This is a genomic window from Pyxidicoccus sp. M6 (assembly GCF_055568925.1).
The window spans coordinates 1915706-1941025 of sequence record NZ_CM145714.1; the positions used below are offsets into that span (position 1 = coordinate 1915706).

Sequence of the window (25320 nt, forward strand, 5' to 3'; positions counted from 1 at the left end):
CCCGGGCGGTGGGGCGATGATTGTCGGGACGGCGGGGCACATCGACCACGGCAAGACGTCCCTGGTGAAGGCGCTCACCGGCATCGACACCGACCGCCTCAAGGAAGAGAAGCGTCGCGGCATCACCCTGGAGCTGGGCTTCGCGCACCTCACGCTGGACGACGGCTCGGTGGCCGGCGTGGTGGACGTGCCCGGCCACGAGCGCTTCGTGAAGGCCATGGCCGCGGGCGCCGGCGGCGTGGACCTGGCGGTGCTGGTGGTGGCCGCGGACGAGGGCGTCATGCCCCAGACGCGCGAGCACCTGGACATCTGCCGCCTCCTGGGCGTCAGGGCTGGCGTCATCGCCCTCACCAAGTCGGACTTGCTGGCCGAGCTGGGCGCGGAGTGGCGCGCGCTGGTGGATGCGGACCTGGGCGCGCTCACCGCGGGGACGTTCCTCGAAGGCGCGCCCGTGGTGCCCTGCTCGTCGAAGACGGGCGAGGGGCTGGACGCGCTGAAGACCGCGCTCACCGTCGCCGCCCGCGCGCTGCCGAAGCGCCCGGCGGAGGGGCCCGCCTTCCTGCCGGTGGACCGCGTCTTCACCATCAAGGGCTTCGGCACGGTGGTGACGGGCACGCTGCTGTCCGGTGCGCTCGCCGTGGAGGATGCGGTGTCGCTGCTACCCGGGCTGCCCGGCCCGCTGCGCGTGCGCGGCGTGCAGGTGCACGGGCAGGCGGTGCCGAAGGTGGAGGCGGGCCAGCGCGCGGCGGTGAATGTCGCGGGCGTGGAGCCGGAGGCGCTGCACCGGGGCATGGTGCTGGTGCGCTCGGGAGAGCTGCCGGAGACGCGCATGCTGGACGTGGAGCTGTCGCTGCTGCCCGCGGCGGAGGCTCCGCTGCCGCGCCGTAGGAAGCTGCTCCTGCACCTGGGCACCGCGCAGGTGGAGGCCACGGTGGCGCTGCTGGACGTGGAGCGGCTGGAGCCCGGCGAGACGGCGCTCGCGCAGCTGCGCCTGGATGCGCCCGTGGGCGCGCTGGTGGGGCAGCGCTTCATCCTCCGGGGCTCGCGTGCGCTGCCGGGCCGAGGCGCCACGGTGGCGGGCGGCCGCATCCTGTCCATTGCGCCGCCCCGGCGTCGCAAGGGGGGCTCGGCGGTGGTGGCGCCGCTGCTGGAGGCGGACCCGCAGGGACAGGTGGCGTGGCTCCTGCGCCAGGCCGGCTACCGGGGGCTGACGCAGCAGGAGCTGTTCGGCCGCTCGGGGCTGGGGCCCAGGGTGCTGACGCGCGCGCTGGAGTTGTTGGGCGCGAAGGGCGGGGCGCTGCTGGTGGACCGCGAGCGGCGGCTGTACCTCTCCGGCGAGGTCTTCGAGGGACTGCAGGGGCGAGCGCTGGCCCTGCTGGCCGCCTTCCACGAGCGCGAGCCGCTGCGCGAGGGCCTGCCGCGCGAGGAGCTGCGCCAGCGCCTGTCCGCCGAGCTGGATGCGCGCACCTTCCAGCGCGTGACGCAGGCGCTGGTGGACGCGGGGAAGGTGGAGCTGGAGAGGGAGGTGGTGCGCCTCAAGGGGCGGGGCCGCACGCTGTCCCTGGGGGACGAGGCGGCCCGGACGAAGCTGGCGGCGGAGCTGTCCGCGGCGGGGCTGGCGCCTCCCACCCTGACTGAGCTGGCGCAGAAGCTCCAGCTGCCCCCGCCGCGGCTCCAGGAGCTGTTGAAGGTGATGGTGGCCGAGGGCGTGGCGGTGCGGGTCAGCGACGAGCTGTGCTTCGACGCGGGGGCGCTCGCCAGCCTGCGGGAGCGTCTGGTTGCCCACCTGCGCGAGAAGAAGGAAATTACCACTCAGGCCTTCAAGGAAATGGTGGGCCAGAGCCGCAAGTTCGTCATCCCGTTGTCGGAGTACTTCGACCGGGAGAAGGTGACACTCAGGGTGGGCGAGAAGCGGGTGCTGCGTCGCGGATGACCACGAAGCGTTACAGCGAGGCCGACCTGCGCGCCCTCATCGAGCCTTTCGGCAACCCCATGGTGGTGGTGGTCGAAGGGCGTGTGTCCGCCGCGAATGACGCCTACCTCGCGCTGCTGGGCCTCCCCCGGGAAAAGGTGGAGGGCCGCTCCGTGATGGACTTCGTCCAACCCGAGGAGCGCAGCCGCCTGTCCGAGCGCTACCGCCTGCTGGAGTCCGGTGGCGCCTTGCTGGAGTCGCGGACGCAAATCTTCCAGGTGCCCTGCGCGGACGGCGTCGTCCGCGACGTGGCCCTCTACCCCAAGCGCGTGCAACTGGCGGACGGCGGCAGCGCGCTGCTGCTCAACTGCCTGCCGCTGAGGGAGCAGGACCGGCCGCCGGAGATGACCGTGGCCGAGCGCCTGGTGGAGACGTCCGCGGCGCTGGTGTCCGCGCACTCCGAGGACGCGGTGCGCCGCGTGGCGATGAAGGGGCTGCGCGAGGCGGGCTTCCGCGTGCGCCTGCTGCGCTGGGACGGTGAGCGGCTGCTGGCGCGAGACGGCGAGCCCTTGCCCGAGGACGTGCGCCTGGGCCTGGAGGCACTGTCCGACGGGCGCCCCGTCTTCGGCGGCGTGGACCGGGCGGCGCCCTCGCATGTCTACATCCCGGTGGGCGGCCCGCAGGCCGAGGTGCTGTGGGTGGAGGGGGCGTGGGTGGCGCCGCGCCACGGCTCGGTGCTGACGCTGTTCGCGAAGGTGGTGGGGGCCGCGCTGACGGACGCGCGCGTGCAGGCGGACGGCGCGCGCAGCCGCTGGGAGATGGAGGCCGTGGCCCAGGTGGCTCGCTTCGTCGCGCAGCCCGTCCCGCCCTCGCTGGAGGACTTCCTGGCGCGCGTCTCGGAGTTGCTGCAGGCGAGCGCCGCGGCGCTGCACCTGTCGCCCCCGCAGGGCGGAGCGGTGGCGCTGGCCACCCACGTGGGGCTGGCGGACCTGGTGCGCGACGGCGAGCACGCCTCGCGGCTCACCGCCGTGCTGGCGGATGTCCCGGGAGACGGCGGCCTGTCCACGGAGGCTCACGGCGAGGCGCTGGCGGCGCTGTCCAACGGGCGGCTCGGCCGTGGAGCGGTGGCGCGCCTCACGCGCGGCGGCGAGGTGTGCGGCACGCTCCAGGTGCTGCGCGCGGCCGGGCACTCCTTCGACGCGCGCGACGTGCGGCTCCTGGGGACGCTGGCGGAGCTCCTGGTGACGCTGCTGGAGCAGCGGCGGCTGCGCGCGGAGTCCTCGCGCCAGCTCGCGGAGACGCGCCTGTTGCTGGATTTGGCGCGCACCACGTCCGGCGTGCTGGAGACGTCCAGCATCCTCGACGTGGCGTCGGACTTCCTCGTCCACCTGCTGGACGTGTCCAACTGCTACATCATGCTGTACGACGAGGCGGCGAAGGTGCTGCGCGGCGCCGCCGCCTCCACGGCCCACCGCGACTTCTTCCGCACGGTGGTGCTGCCGCTGCACGGGGACAGCCTCGCCACGCGGGTGGCCCGTGAGCGCCGGCCCATCGCGATTGAAGACGTGTCGGCCTTCGCCAGCAGCGGCCTCGACATGCAGCTCGTCAACCGCTTCGGGGAGAAGGCGCTGCTCGCGCTGCCGCTCACCTCGCGCGAGGAGCTCATCGGCGTGGTGGTGGTGGACGACACGCGCAGGGCGCGTACCTTCGGGCCGGAGCTGATTGAACTGGCCGAGGCCACGTGCGGCCAGCTGGCGCTCTCCATCGCCAACGCGCGCCTGTACGAGTCGCTGTGGGCCAGCTACGCGGAGCTGGCCGCCACCCGCGCGGAGATGGTGAAGCGCGAGCGGCTGGCCGCCCTCGGCGAGCTGTCCGCGATTGTCGCCCACGAGGTGCGCAACCCGCTGGGCGTCATCTTCAACGCGGTGGCCTCGCTGCGCCGGCTGCTGGAGCCGGGCGGCGACGCGGCCATGCTGCTGGACATCCTCGGCGAGGAGAGTGACAGGCTCAACCGCATCGTCGGGGACCTGCTCGACTACACGCGCCCGAGGGACCCGGTGCTCCAGCACGAGGATTTGGGGCGCGTGCTCCAGGACTCGCTGGAGGCCGCTCGGGCGCAGGGTGGGGGCGCGGACCGGCCCGTCCTCATCCAGTCGGACGTGGAGCCCGGGCTGCCTCCGGTGCCCATGGACCGGCGCCTCATCCGCCAGGCGCTCGTCAACGTGGCCGTCAATGCGATTCAGTCCATGCCTCAGGGCGGCATGGTGCAGGTGCGCGCGCGCCGCGAGGCCCACGCGGGGCGGGAGCAGTTGCGCATCGACGTGGCGGACCAGGGCCCGGGCATTCCCGCGGAGCTGCTCCACCGCGTCTTCGAGCCCTTCTTCACCACCAAGGCCCAGGGAACAGGACTGGGGCTCGCCGTCGTCAAACGCATCCTCGAGGAGCACCGGGGAGAAATCGCCGTGGAAAGCACGCCCGGTCGCGGTACCACCTTCACCTTCCGGCTGCCCCTGTCGCAGCCCCCGTCCTTCCCATGACCGACGCGAATACCCCACCGTTCCGTGGACGCATCCTCGTCGTGGACGACCAGCGCAACCTGCGCGCCACCACCGCGATGCTGCTGCGCGCGGACCACTACACCGTCTTCGAGGCCGCCACGGGCGAGGAGGCCCTGGCCCAGCTCGCCGGCGGCAGCATCGACCTGCTGCTCACGGACCTGAAGATGGAGCCCATGGACGGGCTCACGCTGGTCAAGCGCGCGCTCGAGGTGGCCCCGCGCCTCCAGGTCATCATGATGACGGCCTTCGGCTCCATCGAGAGCGCGGTGGAGGCCATGCGCCTGGGCGCCTACGACTACGTCACCAAGCCCTTCAAGGAGAGCGAGCTGCGCTACCGCGTGGAGCGCGCCCTCGAGCGCTCCCGCCTGCTGCGCGACGTGGACAACCTCGCCACCGACTTCAACCAGCGCCATGGCCTGTCCGCGCTGGTGGGCCGCAGCCCCGCCATGCGGGACCTCACCTCGCGCCTGATGCGCGTGGCCCAGAGCGACGCCACCGTCCTCATCCAGGGCGAGAGCGGCACCGGCAAGGAGCTGGTGGCCCGCGCGCTCCACGCGCACAGCCGCCGCAAGGTGCGCTCGTTCGTCCCCGTCAACTGCGCCGCCATCAGCGAGTCCCTGCTGGAGAGCGAGCTGTTCGGCCACGCCAAGGGCGCCTTCACCGGCGCGGTGAAGGCCCGCCGCGGCCTCTTCGAGGAGGCGGACGGCGGCACGCTCTTCATCGACGAGGTGACGGAGACGAGCCCCACCTTCCAGTCCAAGCTGCTGCGCGCGCTGCAGGAGGGCGAGGTGCGCCGCGTGGGCGAGTCCACCGCGCTGCGCGTGGACGTGCGCACCGTGGCCGCCACCAACCGCGACATTGAACTGGAGGTGCGCGAGAAGCGCTTCCGCCAGGACCTCTACTACCGCCTCAACGTGGTGGCCCTGCGCGTGCCGCCGCTGCGCGAGCGCCTGGAGGACGTGCCCGCCCTTGCCGAGCACTTCCTGGAGCGCGCCAACGCCCGCAGCCCCAAGCCCAAGCGTCTGTCCGCCGCCGCCGTGGCCCACCTCATGGGCTACAACTTCCCTGGCAACGTGCGCGAGCTGGAGAACCTGGTGGAGCAGGCCGCCGCTCTCGCGGAGGGCGAGGAGCTGCTGCCCGAGGACTTCCCGCTGCGCCAGCAGCGCCTCACGCCCGCCCACGGCACCCCCAGCGTCAGCATCCTGGAGGGGCAGGGGAGTGGAGGCCCCAGCCGCCCCGCAGGCACCGGCCCCACGCTGGCCCAGGTGGTGGAGGAGGCGGAGCGCCATGCGATTACGCAGGCCCTGGAGCGCCACGGCGTGGACCTCGCCCGCGTCGCGGACGAGCTGGGCGTCTCATCCACCACCCTCTGGAGGAAGATGAAGCGCCTCAACCTCCGACCCCCCAGCGAGTTGGGCCGCGAGTAGGCACCGGGGTGTGGGGAAGGTCGGCACATCGGTGTAACTTTCCCGCACTCATGGATTCAGATCCGAAATGGGCGGGGTTCATCGGTGAAAAAGCCAAGCCATTGAAAACACTGGGACTTTTCAGATCTGCAACCCCATTTCAGGGCTGAAATGCAATCGCGAGGTGCCAGCAAAGTCGGGTGGTGGGCTAAGTCCTTGAGAAAATTGGACTTTGCGCCCCGGTTGGCACTGGCACGAGGGCTGCTAAAGGAATGCGCGGGACACATCGAAGCGAGGCTGAAGGCGGTTCCCCCCCACCCCTTCAGCACTTCCGGTGAGTCACCTTGAGAAGACCCGCGGCCCGGCACCCTTCTGGGGTGTCGGGCCGCCTTCTTTTCTACGCTCAGAAAGTTTTCCGGGTTTCCGTCGTTGCTCTTCCAAGCATGTGGAGGGGTGACTGATGACGGTGGAAGTCGGACAGCAGGCGCCGCGGTGGGTGTTGAGACCCGCGCGGCCGGATGACTACGCGCTCTTCGTGGAGTTGTTCGCCGAGCTGGGGGTGGATGACCCGCCGCCTCCGCTACCGGTGTGGGAGTCCGAGCTCCTGCCCCTCACCGTCTTCGCGGAGGGCCCGGAAGGGGTGGCTGGCTACGCGTTGACGGAATCCCTGGGCGAGCTGGGCTACGTGGGGCAGTTGGTGGTGGCGCCGTCCGCCCGGAGGCAGGGGCTGGGGCGGTGGATGATGGAGCGGCTGGCGGAGCACCTGCGGGCGCGGGGCTGTCAGCGCTGGGCGCTGAACGTGAAGCGGGACAACACTCCCGCGCTGCGCCTCTACGCCTCGGTGGGGCTGCGGCCCGCGCGCCAGGCGGCCAACCTCAAGCTGACGCGGGCCCACGTGGCGGCGCTGCCCGCCGCGCCTCCGGGGCTGAGCGTGGTGCCCATGTCGCCGGGGGACATGGAGGTGCTGACGGCCGCCTTCGACATGATGCCGGGCAAGCTGGCGCGCTTCGCCACGAGGAAGTCGCACCAACTGCTGCGGCTGGAGGCGCCCGGCGGCGGTACGCAGGCGCCACCGGGGCTGATGGACCTGCGCGCCTCCGCCCGCATCCTCTTTCCCTTCTTCGCGGCGACTCCCGGCCATGCACGCGCGCTGCTGGAGGACGCCTTCGCCCGCGCCGGGGAGGCGATGGAGTCCCTCGGCGTCGTGGTGACGGACGACGCGCCCCTGGACGCGCTGCTGCGCGCGGCGGGCGCCGAGGTGCGCCATGAGACGTTCGAGCTGCGCGGCACACTGCCCTGAAACGACGACGCCCGCCCGGGCACGAAGCCGGGGCGGGCGTGGACGGGCGGGGGAGCGACCCCCGCGAGACTACTGGCCGAAGAGCGTGCTGGCCTGCGCCAGCCACGCGGTGACGGGGCCGGGGATGATGCCCAGCACCACCACCGCGGCGGTGGACACCACCAGCGCCACCTCGGTGCCCCAGTTGCGCTCCAGCGCGTGCGCGCCCTCGGGCACCGGCCGCATGAACATGTAGACCACCACGCGCAGGTAGTAATAGACGCCCGCGGCGCTGGAGAGCACGCCGACAATCGCCAGGCCGATGAGGCCCGCGTCCACCGCCGCCTGGAAGATGAGCAGCTTGCTCATGAAGCCGATGGTGGGAGGAATGCCGCCCAGGGACAGCATGAAGGCCGCCATGGCGAAGGCCCAGCCCGGCCGGCGCTGCGCCAGCCCGCTGAAGCGCTCCAAATCCCACGCGGTGCCCTTCTCCTCGTCCTCGCGGCGCTCCAGCGCGGACACCATGGCGAAGGCGCCCACCGCGCTGAACGTGTAGGCCAGCAGGTAGTAGAGGATGCCGCGCAGCGCCTCGGAGCGAGCCACGTCCAGCGCGGTGCCGCCCGACAGCGCGGAGGCGCCCAGCAGGCGGAAGCTCTCACCCGGCGCGGTGACGAAGAGGGCCGCCACGCCCACCAGGAGGTAGCCGGCGTGGGCGATGGACGAGTACGCCAGCATGCGCTTCACGTTGCGCTGCGGAATGGCCAGCAGGTTGCCCGCCACCATGGTGAGGAAGGCCAGCGTGGAGAACAGCGCCAGCAGCATCTGCGGGTCGATGCCCCGGCCCACGGTGATGAACACGCGGACCATGGAGGCGAAGGCCGCCGCCTTCACGCCCGCGCTCATCAGCGCGGTGACGGGCGTGGGGGCGCCCTCGTAGACGTCCGGCGTCCACATGTGGAAGGGCACCGCGGCCACCTTGAAGGCGAAGCCCGCGCCCACCAGCACCACGCCCGCGTACACCAGCGCCGGCTGGCTGCGCAGCGCCCCGGCCAGCGGACCCACCATGGCCGTCAGCTGCGTGGTGCCGGTGGCGCCGTACAGCAGCGCCGCGCCGTACAGCAGCACCGCGGAGGAGAAGGCGCCGAGGATGAAGTACTTGAAGCCCGCCTCGCTCGGCCGCGTGCCGCGGCGCAGGTACGCCGTCAGCGCGTAGGTGGAGATGGACAGCACCTCCACGTTGACGAAGACGGTGATGAGCTCGTTGGACATGGCCAGCAGGCTCATGCCCGCCGCGGCGAAGAGCATCAGCGCGTAGAACTCACCGCGCTCCGCGCCACGGCGGCGCAGGAAGCCCACCGCGCTGAGCGCCGCCAGCGCCAGGCCCACGCACACCACGAGGGTGAGGAAGCTGGAGAACGGGTCCAGCACACCGAAGCCGACCATCACCTCGCGCGGCGGCTCGAACATCAGCGACACCGACACCGCGCCGGCCGCCACCGCCGTCACCACCGTCAGCACCGCCTGGTAGGCGCGCGACGAGGTGGCGGAGAGGAAGACCTCGGACAGCAGCAGGATGGAGGCGCCCACCACCATGAGGATGGCGGGCAGCAGCGGAAGGAAGTCTGCCAGGACGAGATTGGGCAGGGTCATGGAGAGAGCTCTTTCGGGCCTACTGCCGCTGCGAGGGGACGGCGGCCAGCGGAACGGGCACGGACGGCGCGGCGACGGAGGCGCTGGAGGGTAGCGACATCACCTCCACGCGCACCTGGTCGTCCTGCACCGGGGCGCCCGGGGTGCCCACGCGGGCGCGGGCGAGGAAGCGGTCCGTGGACGGGGCGAGCCGGTCCAGGAAGGGCTGCGGCATCAGGCCCATGACCACCACGAGGACGATGAAGGGCAGCACCGTGAGCCCCTCGCGCAGGTTCAGGTCGCGCAGGTGCTGGTTCTCCCGGTGGGTGAGCCCGCCGAAGAACACCTTCTGCACCATCCACAGCATGTACGCCGCGCCGAGGATGACGCCCAACGCCGCGAAGGAGCCGAACACCGCCGTCAGGTGCGGGTTGCCGGCGGCCACGCCCAGGTCGCTCTTGAAGGTGCCCAGCAGCACCAGGAACTCGCCGATGAAGCCGTTGGTGCCCGGCACCGCCACGGACGAGAAGGTGATGATGAGGAACGCCGCGGTGAACACCGGCATCACCTTCGCGATGCCGCCGTAGTCCGCCATGAGGCGCGTGTGGCGGCGCTCGTAGAGGAAGCCGAACAGGAGGAACAGCGCGCCCGTGGACACGCCGTGGTTGAGCATCTGGTACGCGCTGCCGGTGGCGCCCTCGGCCGTCACGGCGAGGATGCCCAGCATGCAGTAGCCCAGGTGGCTCACCGACGAGTACGCAATCAGCTTCTTGATGTCCCGCTGCGCCAGGCACATCAGCGCGCCGTAGACGATGCCGATGACGGCCAGCACCGCCAGGAAGGGGCGCGCGGCCTGCGCGGCCGCCGGGAAGAAGGGAATCGCGAAGCGCCAGAAGCCGAAGGTGCCCATCTTCAGCATGACGCCGGCCAGAATCATGGATCCGGCCACCGGCGCCTGCACGTGCGCGTCCGGCAACCACGTGTGCACCGGCCACATCGGCACCTTGATGGCGAACGCCAGCGCGAAGGCGCCGAACAGCCACGGGCCCCACGTGTGCAGCGTCCGCGCGAGCCCGCTCAGCGACTCACACGAGCCAGCGGCCGTGCACGCCGTCACCTGGCGGTTGGCGTCCAACAGGCCGTTGTAGATGGTGGCGTAGTCGAACGAGCGGCCCGTCGAGGGCGCGCTGATGAAGTACACGGCGATGATGGCCACCAGCATCAGCAGCGAGCCGGCCAGCGTGTAGAGGAAGAACTTCACCGCCGCCATCTGGCGGTCCTCGGCGCCCCACACACCCACCATCAGGTACATGGGGATGAGCATGGCCTCGAAGAAGATGTAGAAGAGCAGCACGTCCAGCGACACCAGCGCGCCCAGCATCGTCGTCTGGAGCACCAGCAGCGCCAGGTGGAACTCCTTGATGCGGTGGCTGATGTACGTGGTGGAGGCCAGCACCACCAGGGGGCCCAGGAACACGGTGAGCAGCAGCAGGCTCACCGCCAGGCCGTCCACGCCGATGTGGTAGCTGGTGCCGAACAGCTCGAACCACGGCACCCGGTACTCGAGCTGGAACTCCGGCCCGCCCGGCACGTAGCGCATGTACGCCCAGACCCCGAAGACGAGGTCCACCAGCATGCCGATGAGCGTGACGGTGCGAATCTGCCCCGACTCGCTCGCGGGCAGCATCAGCACCAGCGCCGCGAAGACGAGCGGCAGGAAGACGACGAGGTTGAGCAGGTGGGTGTCGAAGAAGCTCATTGCAGCACCTGGATGAGGGCGTAGGCCACGCCGCCCAGCAGGGCGAGGGCCATCACTGCGGCGTAGGCCTGGGCATCGCCCGTCTGCACGTAGCGCAGGGCGCTGCCCACGCGCGCCGTCACCCACGCCGTGCCGCGCACCGCGACGGTGTCGATGAGGAGCGCGTCCACCACGCGGAAGAGGATGAAGCTCAGGAACTTCACGGGGCGGATGACGATGAGCTCGTACAGCTCATCCACGTAGAACTTGTTCTGCGCCGCGCGGCGGACCGCCCGAGCGAAGGCCGGGGCCGGCTGGCCCGCGCGCGCCGGGAAGAACTTCAGGTACAGGAAGCCCGCCAGCACGCCACCCGACAGCGCCACGAGCCAGGCGAAGACGTAGTCGCCCAGGTGCGGGACGCTCGTGTCCAGCTCCACCGTCTTCGCCCCCGAGGCGATGCGGTTCATGGAGCCGAACACCGGGCTGAGGAAGTTCTCGAACACCGCCTGCGGCTGGCCGGAGGACGACTTCATCAGCGGGAAGGCGTAGACGGCCGCCACCACGCTGAGCACCGCCAGCACCACCAGCGGCAGCGTCATCTGCCAGGCGCTCTCGTGCGCGTGCGCCACCCGCGCCTCCTTCGAGCGAGGACCCTCGAAGGTGAGCAGATACAGGCGCGTCATGTAGAAGGCCGTGCACGCGGCGATGAGGAGGCCCAGGTAGTAGACGACGCTGGAGACCCAGTGCAGGCCCTCCAGGTGGTTGTGGTGCACGCCGTGGAAGATGGCGTCCTTCGAGAAGAAGCCGGACAGCGGGATGATGCCGGTGATGGCCAGCGTGGCCACCAGGAAGGTGCCCCACGTCCACTTCATCTCGTGGCGCAGGCCACCCAGCTTCTTGATGTCCGTCTCGTCGCCGTTGCCGTGCATCACGCTGCCGGCGCCGAGGAAGAGGCAGGCCTTGAAGAACGCGTGCGTCACCAGGTGCAGCACCGCCGCCCAGAAGATGCCGGCGCCCACGCCCATGAACATGATGCCCAGCTGGGACACGGTGGAGTAGGCGAGCACCTTCTTGATGTCGTCCTGCGCGAAGGCGATGAGCGCCGCGAGCAGGGAGGTGAGCGCACCGATGATGGCCACGGTGGCCATGGCGGTGGGGCTCAGCACCAGCAGCGCGGACATGCGGCTGAAGAGGTACACGCCCGCGGTCACCATCGTCGCGGCGTGGATGAGGGCGGAGACCGGCGTCGGGCCGGCCATGGCGTCCGGCAGCCAGACGTAGAGCGGCAGCTGCGCGCTCTTGCCCGCCGCGCCCAGCAGGAACAGCAGCAGCGCCACCGTCATCACCCCGCCGAAGGTGTAGCCCTCCAGCGGGCCCGCCTCGATGGGGGTGGACAGGTCCACCTTGTCGGCGCCGGTGTCCACCATGCCCTCGGCCATCTTCTCCAGGCCCTTGAAGGTGAGGGGCCCCTTGTCCTGCAGCGCGGCCTGGTAGCGGTCCCCGCTGCTGCCGGCGGTGGCGTAGTCGGCGGAGTTCGCCTGGCGCGTGAAGGCGCCGACGAGCAGCACCAGGAGGAACGTGGCGATGAGGAAGGCGAAGTCGCCGATGCGGTTGGTGACGAAGGCCTTGCGCCCCGCCCACGCCTTGGCCGGGTCCGTGTACCAGAAGCCGATGAGCAGGTACGAGGCCATGCCCACGCCCTCCCAGCCCACGAAGAGCAGGACGAGGTTGTCGGCCAGCACCAGCGTCAACATCGCCGCGACGAAGAGGTTGAGGTACGCGAAGTACCGCCAGTACCCGTCGTCGTGCTCCATGTAGCTGGTGGAGTACAGGTGGATGAGGAAGCCCACGCCGGTGATGACCAGCAGCAGGATTCCGGACAGGTGGTCCACCGCCAGCCCGAAGTTCACCCGGAAGTCGCCCGCGGAGAACCACGTGCCGTAGTCATACGCCAGCGCGTAGCGGACGAAGTCGTTCTCGATGCCGAACGGGTTCCGGTAGAAGGCGAGCAGCCGCCGCGTGCCTTCCGCGGCGCTGGTGTGGCTGGTGGCCCAGAAGGCCAGCACGCTCAGCACGAAGGCGCCAGCCACCGCGGAGCAGGCGATGAGGTGGACGTTGGCGCGGCCCAGCATCCGGCCGAACACGCCACAGATGAACGCGCCCAAGAGGGGCAGCGCGATGATGAGCCACAGGGAGGGCGCCAGCGACTCCGGAGCGACGGGCGCCACCTGGAAGAATTCGGCAAGGTTCATGGGAGGAAGGCTCCTGGCGGGGCGGGCGTCAGTGCTTCATCGTCCGGATGTCTTCCACCAGGACGCTGCCACGGCTGCGGAAGACGGCGATGACGATGGCCAGGCCGATGGCCGCCTCCGCCGCCGCGACGGCGATGACGAAGAAGGCGGAAACGTGGCCGATGCTGTCCCCGCGCATGCGCGCGAAGGCGAGGAACGTCAGGTTCGCCGCGTTGAGCATCAGCTCCACGCACATGAAGACGACCAGGGCGTTGCGGCGCACCAGCACGCCGAACATGCCCATGCAGAACAGCGCGGCGGCAAGCAGGAGGTAGTAGGTGATGGGAACCATGGGCCGATTCGGGGCCTCGCGAGCGGCTGGCGTGCGCCGCCATGTAGCACAGAAAGTTGTCCGGAAACGGCGATCAGATTCGCGACTTGGCCACCACCACCGCGCCCACCATCGCCACCAGCAGGAGGATGCTCAACGCTTCGAAGGGCAGCAGCCACTGGGTGAAGATGACCTGACCCATGGTGGCCATGGTGCCGAAGGAGGCCTGTGCCTCCGCGGGCACCCCGCCCGTGTTCTGCGGCAGCTTGAGCAGGGTGATGACCAGCACCGCCAGCAGGCCCACCGTCGCCGCGCCGCCCGCCAGGCGCGCCAGCGTGGGCCGGCCTCGCGTGGGGGACTCGCCGAGGTTGAGCAGCATGATGACGAAGAGGAACAGCACCATGATGGCGCCCGCGTAGACGAGCACCTGCATCACCGCCACGGTGTGTGCCCACAAGAGCACGTAGAGGCCGGCCAGGAAGAAGAACGTGGACACCAGCGCCATGGCCGAGTTGACGGGGCTGCGCGCGAAGATGACCAGGCCGGCCGACAGCAGCGTCAGGAGCGCGAAGGCTCCGAAGAGGATGAGCTCGATGTTCAAGACCAGTCTCCGAACGAACCCCAGGGCTTGTCGCCGAACGGGCAGCGCTTCTCCCGGATGTGGGCCTCGAACTCGTCCCGGAACCGCATGAGGAACGAGTGCGTGGGCAGCGCGGCCGCGTCGCCGAGCGCGCAGATGGTGTTGCCAAGGCCGATGGGCGGGTAGGGGGCGATGGACGAGGCGACGTTGGACAGCATGTCCACGTCTCCCGGCTCGCCGCGGCCTTCCTCAATCTTGCGCAAGAGGCGCGTCTGCCACGGCGTGCCCTCGCGGCACGGCGTGCACTGGCCGCAGGACTCTTCCGCGTAGAAGCGGGCCACGCGCCAGAGGCTGCGCACCATGCAGGTGGTGTCGTCCATGACGATGACGCCGCCGGAGCCCGCCATGGTCTGCTTCACCTTGAGGGCCTCGAACTCCATGGCCACGTCCAGCTCGTCCGCGCCCAGCACCGGCGCCGAGGAGCCGCCCGGAATCACGGCCTTCACCTTGCGGCCCGCCGGCATGCCCCGGCCGTACTTGTCGTCGTAGATGAGCTCGGCCAGGGTGGTGAACATGGACACCTCGTACACGCCCGGCCGGTTCACCGTACCGGAGAGGCAGACGAGGCGCGTGCCGCCCGACTTGTCCGTGCCCAGCTTCGCGTAGGCGTCCGCGCCCTGCTGGAACACGGCGGGCACGCTGGCGAGCGTCTCCACGTTGTTCACCACCGTGGGGCTGCCGAACAGGCCCACCACCGCGGGGAAAGGAGGCTTCAGGCGGGGCCAGCCCTTCTTGCCCTCCAGGCTCTCCAGCAGCGCCGTCTCCTCGCCGCAGATGTACGCGCCCGCGCCGCGCACGAGGTAGACGTTCAGCTCATAGTCCTTGCCCATGAGCGTCTTGCCGAAGATGCCCGCCTTGTACGCCTCGTCGATGGCGGCCTGGCAGCGCTGCGCCGGGAACTTGAACTCGCCGCGCAGGTACACGTAGCAGGTGTGCACGCCCAGCGCGTACGACGCGATGGCGATGCCCTCCAGCATCATGTGCGGGTCGTCTTCCAGGATGTAGCGGTCCTTGAAGGTGCCCGGCTCGGACTCGTCGCCGTTGACGGCGAGGTATTTGGGCTTGGGGCTGTCCTTGGGGACGAAGCTCCACTTGAGGCCCGTGGGGAAGCCCGCGCCGCCGCGGCCGCGGAGGTTGGACTTCTTCACCTCGTCGATGATGGCGGCCGGCTGCATCTCCAGCGCCTTCTTCAGCGCCTCGTAGCCGCCTCGCTTGCGGTAGCTGTCCAGGGTCCAGGACTGCGGCTTGCCCCAGGCCGCCGAGATGATCGGTTCAATCGCCTTTGCCGTAGAGGCCATGTTGATGACGTCCCGAGAAGGAAGGGGTGGAGGATCAGCTCAGCTTGGCCAGGATGGCGTCCAGCTTCGCCTTGGTGAGGCTCTCGTGATGATCCTCGTTGATTTGCAGGCACGGCGCGGTGCCGCAGGAGGCGAGGCACTCCGTCTCGCGCAAGGTGAACTTCTCGTTCGCCTCACCCGCCTTGAGGCCGAGCTTCTCCTCCAGGTAGGCGAGCATCTTCTCCGCGCCCCAGAGCGAGCAGGAGAGGTTGGTGCAGACGTCGATGACGTACTTGCCGGGCTTCTTGAGGTGGTACATCACGTAGAAGCTCGCCACTTCCATGGCGCGCTCCGGGGTGACTTCCAGGTGCTTCGCCACCAGCCTCAGGCCTTCTGGCGGGAGCCAACCCTTGAGCTCCTGGAGCAGCCGCAGCGCCGGGAGCATGCCCGCGCTTTTGCGATCCGGGGGGTAGTGGGAGATGATCTCCGCGATTCCCGCGTCGAACTTCTTCTGCTCTTCAGGGGTGAACAGGGGCTCCGCCATGGCGGGGCGTACGTATTGCCCCAATGGCTGCGTTGTCAACATAAACCCTCGACGCTACACTGGGCGGCCATCAGCAAATTGCCGAGCGATTTCAACGCCTTGTTATGAGCCCGGGACCAGAGGACAAGCGCCAGCACACCCGGGTCCCGGCCGTGCTGAGGGTGGACTACACGGACGGGCGCCAGGCCCGGGACGTCACGGAGAACCTGTCACATACAGGGCTCTTCGTGCAGACCGAGCAGGCGTTCTCCCTCGGAGACCCGGTGCGGCTCGCACTTTCTTTCCCGGGGCTTCTGGATCCGGTAGAAGTGGCCGGAACCGTGGCCTGGGTGAGGCCGGCGGCCTCCGATCATCCCGGGGGTGTGGGCGTCCGCGTCGAGCGCGAAGAGGACCGGCGGAAACTGGGTGACATCTTGAGTGCGGCAGGAGCTGACAGCCACGCGTCCCAGGCAGAGCACGACGGGTACCGTGTGCTCATCGTCGAGGACAACCCGCACATCATCGAGATGTACAGCTACGTGCTGAAGAAGCTGGCCAGCGGCGAGCTGCACGGGAAGGTGCCCCTGGAGGTCCACTTCGCGCCGGACGGGCACCACGCGCTGATGATGCTGCGCGAGGGCCGCTTCAACCTGGTGATGACGGACCTGTACATGCCGGTGATGGACGGCTTCGCCCTCGTGGAGCGCATCCGCGAGGAGGAGGCCCTGCGCGCCATCCCCATCATCGCCATCTCCGCCGGCGGCAAGGAGGCGCAGGAGCGCGCCATGCAGCTCGGCGTGGACATCTACCTGCGCAAGCCCGTGCGCTTCGTGGAAGTGCTGGAGACGGTGAAGCAGCTGCTGCGCATCAAGTAGCGGTGCGTCGAGCGGCGTGCTCTCCCGGCGGTCGGCGCGTTTTACCGGTAGTCCCACGTTGAGCGGTGGCGCGGGGCCGGCGTAGAGTCTCCCACCCATGCCGAAGCCCGCCATCAACCGCGACACCGTCAGTGGCGAGGCGCTGTTCATCCTCCGCAACCTGAGGGAGAACGGCCGTCTTGGACGCTCCAACAAGCTGGCTGACGTGAAGGCCGCGCTCGAGCCGTCCGTGTCGCTGGAGTTCGACAACTACTTCTTCTTCCTGCGCAAGTTCCACTACATCGCCATGGACCGCGAGGCCCAGCTCAAGCTCACCGAGCAGGGCGAGCGCGTGGCGGGTGGCGACTTCCAGGAGCGCTTCACCACCGAGGTGGGCGAGTTCTTCGCGGATCAACTCGTCCCCGCCGAGGACGAGCCGCCCGTGGCGCCCGGCGGCGACGAGTCGCTGCTGGTGCCGCCGCCTCCGCCGGAGCTGCTGCTGGACGAGACGGAGGTCCTTCCGCCGCCTCAGCCGCCGGCTCCGCCTCCGCCCATGCCTCCGGCCCAGCAGCGCCCCTCGCGCACGGCCATGCCCGCGCTGGAGGTGACGGTGCCGTCGGCCACGCCGCTGCCGCTGCCTCCGCCGCCCGCGCCGGCCGCCGCGCCCACGCCCGCGGCCCGCGCGGAGCCGCCCGCCCCCGAGCCGCGCAGGGAGGCGACCCTCATCTCGCATGCCCCCCGCGCCGAGGCGCCCGCTCCCGAGCCGCGCAGGGAGGCGACCATCATCTCGCCCGCGCCCTTCGCTCCGGCTCCCTCCACTCCGGCCGCCAGCCCCGCGCCGCTGCCATCCATCACCTCGCCGCTCGCCGCCGCCCCCATGCCTCCTCCCGCCGCTCCCGCCCCCGCCCCCGCGCCGGCCGCTGCTGCTCCCGCCTCGAAGGGCGCGGAGATGGACCTGCGCTACCAGAAGTTCGACCCCATCGGCACCGGGCCGCTCGGCACCGTCTTCAAGGGGCGCTTCACCGCGCTCGGGCTGGACATCTGCCTCAAGGAGCTGAAGGACATCTTCGGCTACTTCTCCTTCCTCCAGCGCGGCGAGGTCCTCAAGCGGCTGAAGAAGGAGCTGTGCGCCCAGGCCCAGGTTCGCCACCCGGGCGTGGTGCAGGTGGTGGACCAGAACGTGGACGCGGCGCGGCCGTACTTCGTGCTGGAGCTGATGCACGGCAGCCTCAAGGAGCGCCTGGAGGCGGGCGGCGGCAACGGCGTGCCGGTGTCCTTCGCGCTGCGCGCCTTCCTGCAGATGGCGTACGGCCTGCGCGCCGCGCACGCCGCCGGCCTCACGCACCACAACCTCAAGCCGGAGAACGTCCTCTTCGACGCGTACGGCAACGCGAAGCTGTCCGACTTCGGCCTGGGCCGCGTGGTGGAGGTGGACGCCACCAAGGGCATGCCCCAGGTCTTCGTTGGCACGGGCGGCATGTCCTATATGGCCCCCGAGCTGATGAACCGCGGGGCCAAGGAGCCGGGCGTGTCCGCGGACGTGTACGGGCTGGGCATCCTCCTCTACGAGATGCTCACCGGACAGATTCCGGGCCGCCGCTCGCCGCTGCCCTCCGAGGTGAATCCCGAGGCCCCCAGCGGCCTGGACCAGCTCTTCGACAAGGCCACCCAGGACAAGCGCGAGCAGCGCTACCCGGACGTGGATGCCATGTTGGAGGACTTCTACAAGGCCTTCCCGGACAAGGAGTTCCTCGTCCGTGGAGACCTCATCCTCTCCTCGGACGCGCCGAAGGAGTGATGGCCGGCGGGCACCGCATGCACTCCGGGCTCGCCGGGCGCATGCGGGGCTGACACACTGACGGGCGCCCATGACTTCGCGCCCGTCCGAGCGAGTGCTCGTCACCGTCACCGGGAAAGACGCTCCCGGAATCACGTCCCGCCTCACCGGCCTGCTCGCTGACGCCGGCGCCGAGCTGCTCGACGTGGAGCAGGTGGTGGTGCAGGGCCGGCTCACGCTCTGCCTGCTCGTGCATCTCCCCGAGTCGCGCGGAGTCCTCAAGGAATTGCTCTTCGCCGCGCACGAACTGGGCGTGGCGCTGGACTTCCAGGTGGTGGAGGCCCCGGCGCCCGCGCCCTCTGAGAGCGCGGGGCCCGTGCGCTACGTCGTCACCGCCGTGGGCCGCGCGCTCGGCGCCCGTGAGCTGCACGCGGTGGCCGCGCGGCTGGCCGCGCACGGCGCCAACATCGAGCGGATTACGCGCCTCACCGAGACGCACCTGGGCTCGGTGGAGTTCCACATCACGCTGCCGCCGGGCACCGTGCCGGACGTGCTGAAGCGCGCGTTGCTCGCGCTGTCCATGGAGGCCGGCTCGTTCGACGTGGCGCTGCAGCGCGAGAGCCTCTTCCGGCGCGGCAAGCGGATGGTGGTGATGGACATGGACTCCACGCTCATCCGCATCGAGGTCATCGACGAGCTGGCGCGCGCGCACGGAGTGGGCGAGCAGGTGTCGCGCATCACCGAACGCGCCATGCACGGAGAGATGGACTACGACGAGTCGCTGCGCCAGCGCGTGGCGCTGCTCGCGGGGCTGGACGTCGCGGTGCTGCGCCGCATCGCGGACAACCTGCCGCTCACCGAGGGCGCGGAGACGCTGATTCGCGTGCTCAAGCGCCTGGGCTACCGCACCGCCGTCATCAGCGGCGGCTTCTCCGTCGCGGCCGAGGCGCTGAAGGCGCGGCTCGGTATCGATTACGCGTACTCCAACGTGCTGGAGGAGCAGGACGGGAAGCTCACCGGCCGCACCGTGGGGCCCATCGTCAACGCGCGCCGCAAGGCGGAGCTGCTCGAGTCGCTCGCCAGGCAGGAGGGCATCCTCCTGGACCAGGTCATCGCCGTGGGCGACGGCGCCAACGACTTGCTCATGCTGGAGAAGGCCGGGCTGGGCATCGCCTTCCGCGCGAAGCCGAAGCTGCGCGAGGCGGCCGACACGTCCATCTCCGCGGGCGGCCTGGACGCCATCCTCTACCTCCTGGGGCTCACCGCTCGGGAGCTCCAGGAAGCGGGCTGAGAAGACGCGCGCGCGCAACAGGTGCGCGCGCACGCAAGTCCTGCGTGCGGGCTACAAGCGCATCCGCGCCGCCAGCTCCTTCTGCTGGAGCTGGCCCTTCTCCAGCAGCAGCTCCAGCAGGGCGCGCAGAATCTTGGAGCTCTTCTCCTGGTTCTGCTGCACCGTCTGGAGGCGCTGCAGGTCCTCCTCCGTCCACTCGGACGTGGGCGTGCCGCCGGCGAGGATTTCGTCGAGGATGTCCGCGGCGCTCGAGCCGGCCGCGGGCGGGGCCGGCTTCTCCGCGGCGCGCGCGGCGGCGGGCGGAGGTGTCGCGGGCGCGGCGGCGGGCGCGTCCGGGACGATGTCCGCGATGCGCTTCACCACCGTCTTGCCGCTCATGTCGACGACCTTGAAGTCGTCCTCGCCGCCCGAGTCGAACTCCTCGCCCGCGGGCTGCTGCGGCCGGGGCCCGCCGAAGCGGGTGCTCACCACCGGCTCCTGGTTGCGGTAGTGGCGCAGAATCGCGTGCGCGATTTCGCGCTCGCTCGCCACCATGACGACCACGCGGGCGCGGCTCTTCGCCGCCACCTGGTCGACGGTGGCCAGGTCCGTGGGGTCCGCCATGGCGAGCACCAGCGTCTTCCCGTTGTCCTTCAGGCCCACCGGGAAGATGCCCTTCTGCTCCGCGAGGCTCACGTCCACGCGCGCCAGCGCGCCCACGTCGCGGGTGATGTTGCCGAGCTGCACGCGCGGCATGCCCGTGCCCTGGCAGATGGCGTCGGTGATGGTCTCCTCCGACGCCAGGCCCAGGTCCGCGACGATGCGCGACAGGCGTCCGCCCCACTGGTCTTGCGAGGCGAGCGCGCTGCGTAGCTGCAGGTCGTCGATGACGCGGGCCTTGACGAGGATTTCTCCGATGCGGTTCCGGGAAGGAGAAGCCATGGTCCAGGAGTCTACCGTCTGGAAGCGCGGACGCTCAGTCCACGACGCAACTACCCGCCCAGAGGGCGAGGAGGCACCCCATGCAACCCTTCGCGGAAGCCGCCACCCAGCTCTGCCCCTACTGCGGTGAGGAAGTGGAGGTCGACGTGGACCCCATCGGTGCCCACTCGGAGACCTACGTCGAGGACTGTCCGGTTTGCTGCAGACCGTGGACGGTGCATGTGTCCCGCGAGGAGGACGGGGTCTCCGTCCACCTCGGACGCGACGACGATTGACGAAAAAGGGCAGGTCCCCGGGTCATTCGGCAGTGGGCAGGCAGGCAGGCGGGCCCTGGGGGACGGGGCCGCGCCGGGGTGGGGGCGTTCCTTGACACGTCTTCATCCATGGTTCTCTTGAGTCATGTGAGGCGGCGCTGGAGCCCGGTGGGGGCCGCGGCGACCGCGAACCAGGACAACGTTTCTTCAGTCATGACGTGCGCCCAGAGGGGCGACACGCACAGGAGAAGACCATGCAGACTCGCAACCCGTTCAACTCCGCCGTCGTCGTGAACCCCCTCATGCGCGACTTCGACGCGCTCGTCCGCGAGCTGACGCAGCCGGTGTGGCGCCAGGCCCCGCGTGAGCGCGTGCCCGCGGCGGACATCCTCGAGTCCGAGAGCGGCCTGACGCTCTTCCTCGACATGCCCGGGCTGGACGCGAAGGCCATCCAGGTGAAGGTGGAGAACGACGTGCTCACCGTGCAGGCCGAGCGCAAGGCGGAGCCGAAGGCCGAGGGCATCAACGTGCGCCGCCAGGAGCGTCTCTTCGGCACCTTCGCGCGCTCGTTCGCGCTGCCGGACACCGTGGACGCCACCAAGGTGGAGGCGAAGTACGAGAATGGCGTGCTGACGCTGACCCTGCCCCGCCGCGAGGAGTCCAAGCCCCGCGTCATCGAGGTCAAGGTCCAGGGCTGACGCAGAACAGACGTATCCAGGGAGGCCGCTGCCAGCATGACGGGCGCGGCTTCCTCCCCAGCAACCCAACCTTCCCGAGGGCTTCCGCGAGGGGAAGCGGAAGCCCTTCCCGTTCCTAGCGCTTGGCGCTCAGCGCCAGCGGCACGCGGAACAGCTCGAGTACCTCCTGAACGTCCAGCGGCTTGGCGAGGCACGCGAGCGCGCCGGCCTGCTTCGACTGCTCCACCACCTCGGGCGAGTGCAGGGACGTCATGGTGATGAGCCGCACGCCCTCCATCTGCTTGCGCGCGCGAATCCGCCGGCAGACCTCGAGGCCGTCGATGTCCGGCATGTTGAGGTCGATAATCATGCCGTGCGGCTTCTGCTCGGACACCAGCAGCAGGGCCTCCACGCCGCTCGTCGTCGTCTGCAGCTCCACCTGCGCCGCATACGGCTTGAACGCGCGCTTGATGGCCTCCAGCACCGGGCGCTCGTCATCCACCACCAACAGCCGCACCGTCCCGCTGCCCAGCTCCTCGGGCACTGGCATCTGGTGGGTGATGAGGAACGTGCGCAGGTCCGCCGAACGCACGCGACGGTGGCCACCCGGCGTCCGGAACGCCATCAGGATGCCACGGTCAATCCACTTGCTCACCGTGGACGGGTCCACCTGAAGCAACCGGCTGATGTCGTGCGTCGTGTAGAGCTGGTCCGTCATCGCCGTACTCCCCTCTTGCTGCATCATTCCGCTGCCCATGGAGTCTTTCACCTACCTTGAATACGGGGTTTGTTCAACTCTCTGCGCACCGCGTCCATCAGCCCCTCTCATGAGACCCACTGCGTCTTCCCAGCGGCCACTGGCCTTGAGGCACAGCTCCACGAGCTCCCGGGCGGCTCCTCGGCCGCCTGGGCTCTGGGTAACGAAGTGGACCTCCTGACGCACCTCCGCAACCGCATCCGCGGGACACGCGGCCAGACCCACGCGTGACAGCGGGGCCAGGTCGTTGTGGTCGTCTCCCATGTACGCGCAGTTCTCCGGGGAGACGCCCAGTTGCTGGAGCAGTTCATCCAGTGCGGCACCCTTGTCGCGGCGGCCTTGGAATACGGCCGCCAGCCCGAGCTCCCGCCCGCGGACCTCCACGATGCTCGAGGTGCGGGCGGTAAGGACGGCGGCGGGCAGGCCCGACAGGCGGGCCATGACCAGGGCGTGTCCGTCCTTCACGTCGAAGCGCTTCATCAGCTCACCCTGGGCGCCGTAGTACAGGCCGCCGTCGGTGAGCACCCCGTCCACGTCGAAGACGAGCAGGCGGACGCGTGCCGCGCGAGACGTCAGCTCTTCCTTTCCAGGCTTGGAAGGCGCTTCCGTCACCATGGCGTTCTTGTCTCCTCCCCGTCTCGATTGCGCATCAGCCGGGCTCGTGTCCCAACACCCGGCGGATGTTCAGCACATTTCGTACCACGTCCTCGAACATCTGTGGATTCAGGGAACACGGACCGTCACACAGGGCACGGTCCGGATCCTCATGGACTTCCGTGAACAACGCGTCAATCCCGGCAGCTGCGGCAGCCCGGGCGAGGAGGGCAACGAACTTGCGCTCGCCGGCCGTTTCGCCGTTGCCGGCGCTGGGGAGCTGGACGGAGTGGGTGGCGTCGAAGCAGACGGCGAGGCCGGCCTCGCGCATCTGGGCGAAGCCACGCATGTCCACGACGAGGTTGTTGTAGCCGAACGTGGAGCCGCGCTCGGTGACGAGCACGTTGGGGTTGCCCGCCTCGAACGCCTTGCGAGCCGAGTGGACGATGTCCTTGGGGGCCACGAACTGGCCCTTTTTCAGATTCACGCCCTTTCCAGTCCTCGCCACGGCTTCCACCAAATCCGTCTGCCGGCACAGAAAGGCCGGTATCTGGATGATATCCACTACTTCCGAGGCAGGCCCGACGTGGCTGGTTTCATGGACGTCCGTGAGCACTGGGACACCCACCTCGTCACGGACGCGCTTGAGGATGCGCAGGCCTTCCTTCAGGCCGGGGCCCCTGAATGACTTGCCGCTGGTGCGGTTGGCCTTGTCGTAGGAGCACTTGAAGGCATACGGGACGCCCAGCCTGCTCGTCATCTCCTTGAGCATGCGCGCGTGGCGCAGGGCCATGTCCTCGGACTCGATGCTGTCCGGGCCGGCGATGACGAAGAGCTTCTGCCCCGGGCCGACCTTGTAGCCACAGAGCTCGATGGGAAGGGTGCTGGTGGTCATGCGCGCACCTGGCCGGCCGCGGCGGTCCGCTCGCGCTGCTCGAGCGCCGCGCGGATGAAGCCGGAGAAGAGGGGATGGGGGGCGAAGGGTTTGCTCTTGAACTCGGGATGGAACTGGCAGCCGACGAAGTAGGGGTGGTCCGCCAGCTCAATCATCTCCACGAGGTTCAGCTCGGGGTTGTGGCCGGAGATGACGAGGCCCGACTCCTGGAGGCGGCCGCGGTAGGCATTGTTCACCTCGTAGCGGTGGCGGTGGCGCTCCTGGATGGTGTCCTGGGCGTAGAGCTTGTGCGCCAGCGAGCCGGGCTTGAGCGCGCACGCGTAGCTGCCCAGGCGCATGGTGCCGCCCTTGTCCTGCACCTTCACCTGGCTCTCCATGAGCGTCACCACCGGGTGCGGCGTGTGCTCGTTGAACTCCAGGCTGTTGGCGTTGGCGAGCCCCAGCACGCTGCGGCTGAACTCCACCACCGCCATCTGCAGGCCGAGGCAGATGCCGAAGAACGGAATCTTCTTCTCACGCGCGTAGCGGACGGCGGCAATCTTGCCCTCCGTGCCGCGCACGCCGAAGCCGCCGGGCACGAGGATGGCGTCCACGTTGGCCAGGAGCTTCTCCGGCCCCTGCGCCTCCACGTCCTGGCTGTCCACGAAGTGCAGGTTCACCTTCACGTCGTTGGCGATGCCGCCGTGGAGCAGCGCCTCGTTGAGGCTCTTGTAGCTCTCCGTGAGATTCACGTACTTGCCCACAATCGCCACCTGCACCTGGCCGCGGGCGGGCTCGTACACCTTGCGGAGGATGCTCTCCCAGCGCTCGAGGTGGGGTGCGCGGCTCCAGATGTTGAGGACCTCCGCGAGGCGCTCGTCGAGGCCCTGGCGGTGCAGCTCCAGCGGCAGCTCGTAGATGCTCTTCACGTCCGGCGAGGTGAACACGCTGCGCGTGTCCACGTTGCAGAACATGGCAATCTTGTCCTTTATCTCCCGCGACACCTCGCGGTCCGTGCGGCACACGAGGAAGTCCGGCTGGATGCCGATTTCACGCAGCTTCATCACCGAGTGCTGCGTGGGCTTGGTCTTCACCTCGCCGGCCGCGCCGATGTACGGCAGCAGCGTGAGGTGGACGTAGACGACATTCTCACTGCCCACGTCGTAGCGCATCTGACGGATGGCCTCGAGGAAGGGCAGCGACTCGATGTCACCGACGGTGCCGCCGATTTCGACGATGACGACATCCGCGTCCTGCGCGGCCTGGCGGATGTTGGATTTGATTTCGTCGGTGATGTGCGGAATCACCTGGACCGTCTTGCCCAGGTACTCACCCCGGCGCTCCTTGGTGATGACCGAGTTGTAGATGCGACCGGAGGTGAAGTTGTTGAGCCGGCTCATCCGAGCGTTGGTGAACCGCTCGTAGTGGCCGAGGTCCATGTCCGTCTCACCGCCGTCCTCGGTGACGAACACCTCGCCGTGCTGGAACGGGCTCATCGTGCCCGGGTCCACGTTGATGTAGGGGTCCAGCTTCAGCAGGGTGACGGCCAGCCCGCGGTTCTCCAGCAGGGCGCCAATCGAAGCCGAGGCGAGGCCCTTGCCGAGGGAGCTGACCACTCCGCCCGTCACGAAGATGAACTTGGTTTTCTTGGAGCGCATATCCCGTTCTGCCAACTGCGGCAGGGATGCGTCAATAATTCTGATTCGGGCGGACGACCGGGTGGGTCGGCGTCAGTTGCCGTCCCAACCTCCGGGCCGGGACTGTGCGAATTCCCGGGCAGTAGGCTGCCCGACACGG

21 protein-coding genes are annotated in these 25320 nt (G+C 69.5%); 9 read left to right on the top strand and 12 right to left on the bottom strand.

From position 1 onward, the window contains the following. Positions 1 to 16: 16 nt before the first annotated feature. The 4 genes from selB (at position 17) to ACVTJA_RS08040 (ending at position 7176) form a co-directional block, all read left to right on the top strand. On the top strand, positions 17 to 1933 hold the full coding sequence (selB, locus tag ACVTJA_RS08025; RefSeq protein WP_465835223.1) for a selenocysteine-specific translation elongation factor: 1917 nt from the start codon (positions 17 to 19) through the stop codon (positions 1931 to 1933). Beyond that, the gene (locus ACVTJA_RS08030; RefSeq protein WP_465835225.1) at positions 1930 to 4449 is read left to right on the top strand and encodes an ATP-binding protein; all 2520 of its coding nucleotides are present in this window, start codon (positions 1930 to 1932) and stop codon (positions 4447 to 4449) included. The genes selB and ACVTJA_RS08030 overlap by 4 nt, the downstream gene beginning before the upstream one ends. Then, positions 4446 to 5897, top strand: a complete 1452-nt coding sequence (locus tag ACVTJA_RS08035; RefSeq protein WP_465835227.1) for a sigma-54-dependent transcriptional regulator — start codon at positions 4446 to 4448, stop codon at positions 5895 to 5897. Before ACVTJA_RS08030 ends, ACVTJA_RS08035 begins: the two co-directional genes overlap by 4 nt. A gap of 439 nt (positions 5898 to 6336) precedes the next feature. Beyond that, complete coding sequence (locus ACVTJA_RS08040; protein ID WP_465835228.1) at positions 6337 to 7176, top strand: GNAT family N-acetyltransferase; 840 nt, start codon at positions 6337 to 6339, stop codon at positions 7174 to 7176. A gap of 69 nt (positions 7177 to 7245) precedes the next feature. Here ACVTJA_RS08040 and ACVTJA_RS08045 read toward each other — a convergent pair whose 3' ends face one another. From ACVTJA_RS08045 to ACVTJA_RS08075, 7 genes are all read right to left on the bottom strand, one after another. Beyond that, the gene (locus tag ACVTJA_RS08045; RefSeq protein WP_465835230.1) at positions 7246 to 8805 is read right to left on the bottom strand and encodes an NADH-quinone oxidoreductase subunit N; all 1560 of its coding nucleotides are present in this window, start codon (positions 8803 to 8805) and stop codon (positions 7246 to 7248) included. A 19-nt stretch (positions 8806 to 8824) separates the two neighbouring features. Beyond that, positions 8825 to 10543 carry a complex I subunit 4 family protein gene (locus tag ACVTJA_RS08050; RefSeq protein WP_465835232.1) on the bottom strand — a complete coding sequence of 573 codons (1719 nt, stop codon included), beginning with the start codon at positions 10541 to 10543 and terminating at the stop codon, positions 8825 to 8827. Beyond that, positions 10540 to 12774: an NADH-quinone oxidoreductase subunit L gene (gene nuoL, locus ACVTJA_RS08055; protein WP_465835233.1), complete on the bottom strand. Its 2235-nt coding sequence runs from the start codon at positions 12772 to 12774 to the stop codon at positions 10540 to 10542. The genes ACVTJA_RS08050 and nuoL overlap by 4 nt, the downstream gene beginning before the upstream one ends. A 28-nt stretch (positions 12775 to 12802) precedes the next feature. Beyond that, positions 12803 to 13105, bottom strand: a complete 303-nt coding sequence (gene nuoK / locus ACVTJA_RS08060; RefSeq protein ID WP_163990562.1) for an NADH-quinone oxidoreductase subunit NuoK — start codon at positions 13103 to 13105, stop codon at positions 12803 to 12805. 73 nt (positions 13106 to 13178) lie between these two features. After that, the gene (locus ACVTJA_RS08065) at positions 13179 to 13685 is read right to left on the bottom strand and encodes an NADH-quinone oxidoreductase subunit J family protein (protein WP_465835235.1); all 507 of its coding nucleotides are present in this window, start codon (positions 13683 to 13685) and stop codon (positions 13179 to 13181) included. Then, a complete protein-coding gene (gene nuoF, locus ACVTJA_RS08070) occupies positions 13682 to 15022 on the bottom strand; it encodes an NADH-quinone oxidoreductase subunit NuoF (RefSeq protein WP_465835237.1) in 1341 nt (446 codons plus the stop codon). The genes ACVTJA_RS08065 and nuoF overlap by 4 nt, the downstream gene beginning before the upstream one ends. A 34-nt stretch (positions 15023 to 15056) precedes the next feature. After that, on the bottom strand, positions 15057 to 15545 hold the full coding sequence (locus ACVTJA_RS08075) for an NADH-quinone oxidoreductase subunit NuoE family protein (protein WP_206721744.1): 489 nt from the start codon (positions 15543 to 15545) through the stop codon (positions 15057 to 15059). A 104-nt stretch (positions 15546 to 15649) separates the two neighbouring features. On the opposite strand from ACVTJA_RS08075, the gene ACVTJA_RS08080 reads away from it, so the two are divergent. The 3 genes from ACVTJA_RS08080 (at position 15650) to serB (ending at position 19446) form a co-directional block, all read left to right on the top strand. Beyond that, positions 15650 to 16399: a TIGR02266 family protein gene (locus ACVTJA_RS08080; RefSeq protein WP_465835240.1), complete on the top strand. Its 750-nt coding sequence runs from the start codon at positions 15650 to 15652 to the stop codon at positions 16397 to 16399. Positions 16400 to 16496: 97 nt separating this feature from the next. After that, positions 16497 to 18176, top strand: coding sequence for a serine/threonine-protein kinase (locus ACVTJA_RS08085; RefSeq protein ID WP_465835241.1), 1680 nt, complete (start codon positions 16497 to 16499; stop codon positions 18174 to 18176). A 70-nt stretch (positions 18177 to 18246) separates the two neighbouring features. Next, complete coding sequence (serB, locus tag ACVTJA_RS08090) at positions 18247 to 19446, top strand: phosphoserine phosphatase SerB (protein ID WP_465835242.1); 1200 nt, start codon at positions 18247 to 18249, stop codon at positions 19444 to 19446. A 51-nt stretch (positions 19447 to 19497) separates the two neighbouring features. Here serB and ACVTJA_RS08095 read toward each other — a convergent pair whose 3' ends face one another. Next, positions 19498 to 20367: a GspE/PulE/PilB domain-containing protein gene (locus tag ACVTJA_RS08095; protein WP_465835244.1), complete on the bottom strand. Its 870-nt coding sequence runs from the start codon at positions 20365 to 20367 to the stop codon at positions 19498 to 19500. An 80-nt stretch (positions 20368 to 20447) separates the two neighbouring features. Between ACVTJA_RS08095 and ACVTJA_RS08100 the strand changes: the two genes are divergently transcribed. Together ACVTJA_RS08100 and ACVTJA_RS08105 are read left to right on the top strand one after the other, a co-directional pair. Next, positions 20448 to 20642, top strand: coding sequence for a CPXCG motif-containing cysteine-rich protein (locus tag ACVTJA_RS08100; RefSeq protein ID WP_465835246.1), 195 nt, complete (start codon positions 20448 to 20450; stop codon positions 20640 to 20642). Between the two features lie 233 nt (positions 20643 to 20875). After that, positions 20876 to 21319: an Hsp20/alpha crystallin family protein gene (locus ACVTJA_RS08105; protein WP_465835248.1), complete on the top strand. Its 444-nt coding sequence runs from the start codon at positions 20876 to 20878 to the stop codon at positions 21317 to 21319. Positions 21320 to 21434: 115 nt separating this feature from the next. Here the strand turns inward: ACVTJA_RS08105 and ACVTJA_RS08110 are convergent, their stop codons facing one another. Genes ACVTJA_RS08110 through ACVTJA_RS08125 form a run of 4 tightly spaced genes read right to left on the bottom strand, consistent with a single transcriptional unit; the run spans position 21435 to position 25181 of the window. Beyond that, positions 21435 to 22055, bottom strand: coding sequence for a response regulator (locus tag ACVTJA_RS08110; RefSeq protein WP_465835250.1), 621 nt, complete (start codon positions 22053 to 22055; stop codon positions 21435 to 21437). A gap of 12 nt (positions 22056 to 22067) precedes the next feature. After that, the gene (locus ACVTJA_RS08115) at positions 22068 to 22670 is read right to left on the bottom strand and encodes a KdsC family phosphatase (protein WP_465835252.1); all 603 of its coding nucleotides are present in this window, start codon (positions 22668 to 22670) and stop codon (positions 22068 to 22070) included. Between the two features lie 34 nt (positions 22671 to 22704). Continuing rightward, positions 22705 to 23544, bottom strand: coding sequence for a 3-deoxy-8-phosphooctulonate synthase (gene kdsA / locus ACVTJA_RS08120; protein WP_465835254.1), 840 nt, complete (start codon positions 23542 to 23544; stop codon positions 22705 to 22707). Beyond that, positions 23541 to 25181, bottom strand: coding sequence for a CTP synthase (locus ACVTJA_RS08125; RefSeq protein WP_465835256.1), 1641 nt, complete (start codon positions 25179 to 25181; stop codon positions 23541 to 23543). Before ACVTJA_RS08125 ends, kdsA begins: the two co-directional genes overlap by 4 nt. Positions 25182 to 25320 lie beyond the last annotated feature (139 nt).

What these genes read in the sequence shown, in the direction of transcription:
- ACVTJA_RS08110 (WP_465835250.1), bottom strand. Translation starts at nt 22,055, where the DNA reads ATGGGCAGCGGAATGATGCAGCAAGAGGGGAGTACGGCGATGACGGAC.
- ACVTJA_RS08030 (WP_465835225.1), top strand. Translation starts at nt 1,930, where the DNA reads ATGACCACGAAGCGTTACAGCGAGGCCGACCTGCGCGCCCTCATCGAG.
- ACVTJA_RS08100 (WP_465835246.1), top strand. Translation starts at nt 20,448, where the DNA reads ATGCAACCCTTCGCGGAAGCCGCCACCCAGCTCTGCCCCTACTGCGGT.
- ACVTJA_RS08075 (WP_206721744.1), bottom strand. Translation starts at nt 15,545, where the DNA reads ATGGCGGAGCCCCTGTTCACCCCTGAAGAGCAGAAGAAGTTCGACGCG.
- ACVTJA_RS08125 (WP_465835256.1), bottom strand. Translation starts at nt 25,181, where the DNA reads ATGCGCTCCAAGAAAACCAAGTTCATCTTCGTGACGGGCGGAGTGGTC.
- nuoF (WP_465835237.1), bottom strand. Translation starts at nt 15,022, where the DNA reads ATGGCCTCTACGGCAAAGGCGATTGAACCGATCATCTCGGCGGCCTGG.
- selB (WP_465835223.1), top strand. Translation starts at nt 17, where the DNA reads ATGATTGTCGGGACGGCGGGGCACATCGACCACGGCAAGACGTCCCTG.
- ACVTJA_RS08085 (WP_465835241.1), top strand. Translation starts at nt 16,497, where the DNA reads ATGCCGAAGCCCGCCATCAACCGCGACACCGTCAGTGGCGAGGCGCTG.
- ACVTJA_RS08045 (WP_465835230.1), bottom strand. Translation starts at nt 8,805, where the DNA reads ATGACCCTGCCCAATCTCGTCCTGGCAGACTTCCTTCCGCTGCTGCCC.
- ACVTJA_RS08050 (WP_465835232.1), bottom strand. Translation starts at nt 10,543, where the DNA reads ATGAGCTTCTTCGACACCCACCTGCTCAACCTCGTCGTCTTCCTGCCG.
- ACVTJA_RS08095 (WP_465835244.1), bottom strand. Translation starts at nt 20,367, where the DNA reads ATGGCTTCTCCTTCCCGGAACCGCATCGGAGAAATCCTCGTCAAGGCC.
- ACVTJA_RS08035 (WP_465835227.1), top strand. Translation starts at nt 4,446, where the DNA reads ATGACCGACGCGAATACCCCACCGTTCCGTGGACGCATCCTCGTCGTG.
- kdsA (WP_465835254.1), bottom strand. Translation starts at nt 23,544, where the DNA reads ATGACCACCAGCACCCTTCCCATCGAGCTCTGTGGCTACAAGGTCGGC.
- nuoK (WP_163990562.1), bottom strand. Translation starts at nt 13,105, where the DNA reads ATGGTTCCCATCACCTACTACCTCCTGCTTGCCGCCGCGCTGTTCTGC.
- serB (WP_465835242.1), top strand. Translation starts at nt 18,247, where the DNA reads ATGACTTCGCGCCCGTCCGAGCGAGTGCTCGTCACCGTCACCGGGAAA.
- ACVTJA_RS08080 (WP_465835240.1), top strand. Translation starts at nt 15,650, where the DNA reads ATGAGCCCGGGACCAGAGGACAAGCGCCAGCACACCCGGGTCCCGGCC.
- ACVTJA_RS08040 (WP_465835228.1), top strand. Translation starts at nt 6,337, where the DNA reads ATGACGGTGGAAGTCGGACAGCAGGCGCCGCGGTGGGTGTTGAGACCC.
- nuoL (WP_465835233.1), bottom strand. Translation starts at nt 12,774, where the DNA reads ATGAACCTTGCCGAATTCTTCCAGGTGGCGCCCGTCGCTCCGGAGTCG.
- ACVTJA_RS08105 (WP_465835248.1), top strand. Translation starts at nt 20,876, where the DNA reads ATGCAGACTCGCAACCCGTTCAACTCCGCCGTCGTCGTGAACCCCCTC.
- ACVTJA_RS08115 (WP_465835252.1), bottom strand. Translation starts at nt 22,670, where the DNA reads ATGGTGACGGAAGCGCCTTCCAAGCCTGGAAAGGAAGAGCTGACGTCT.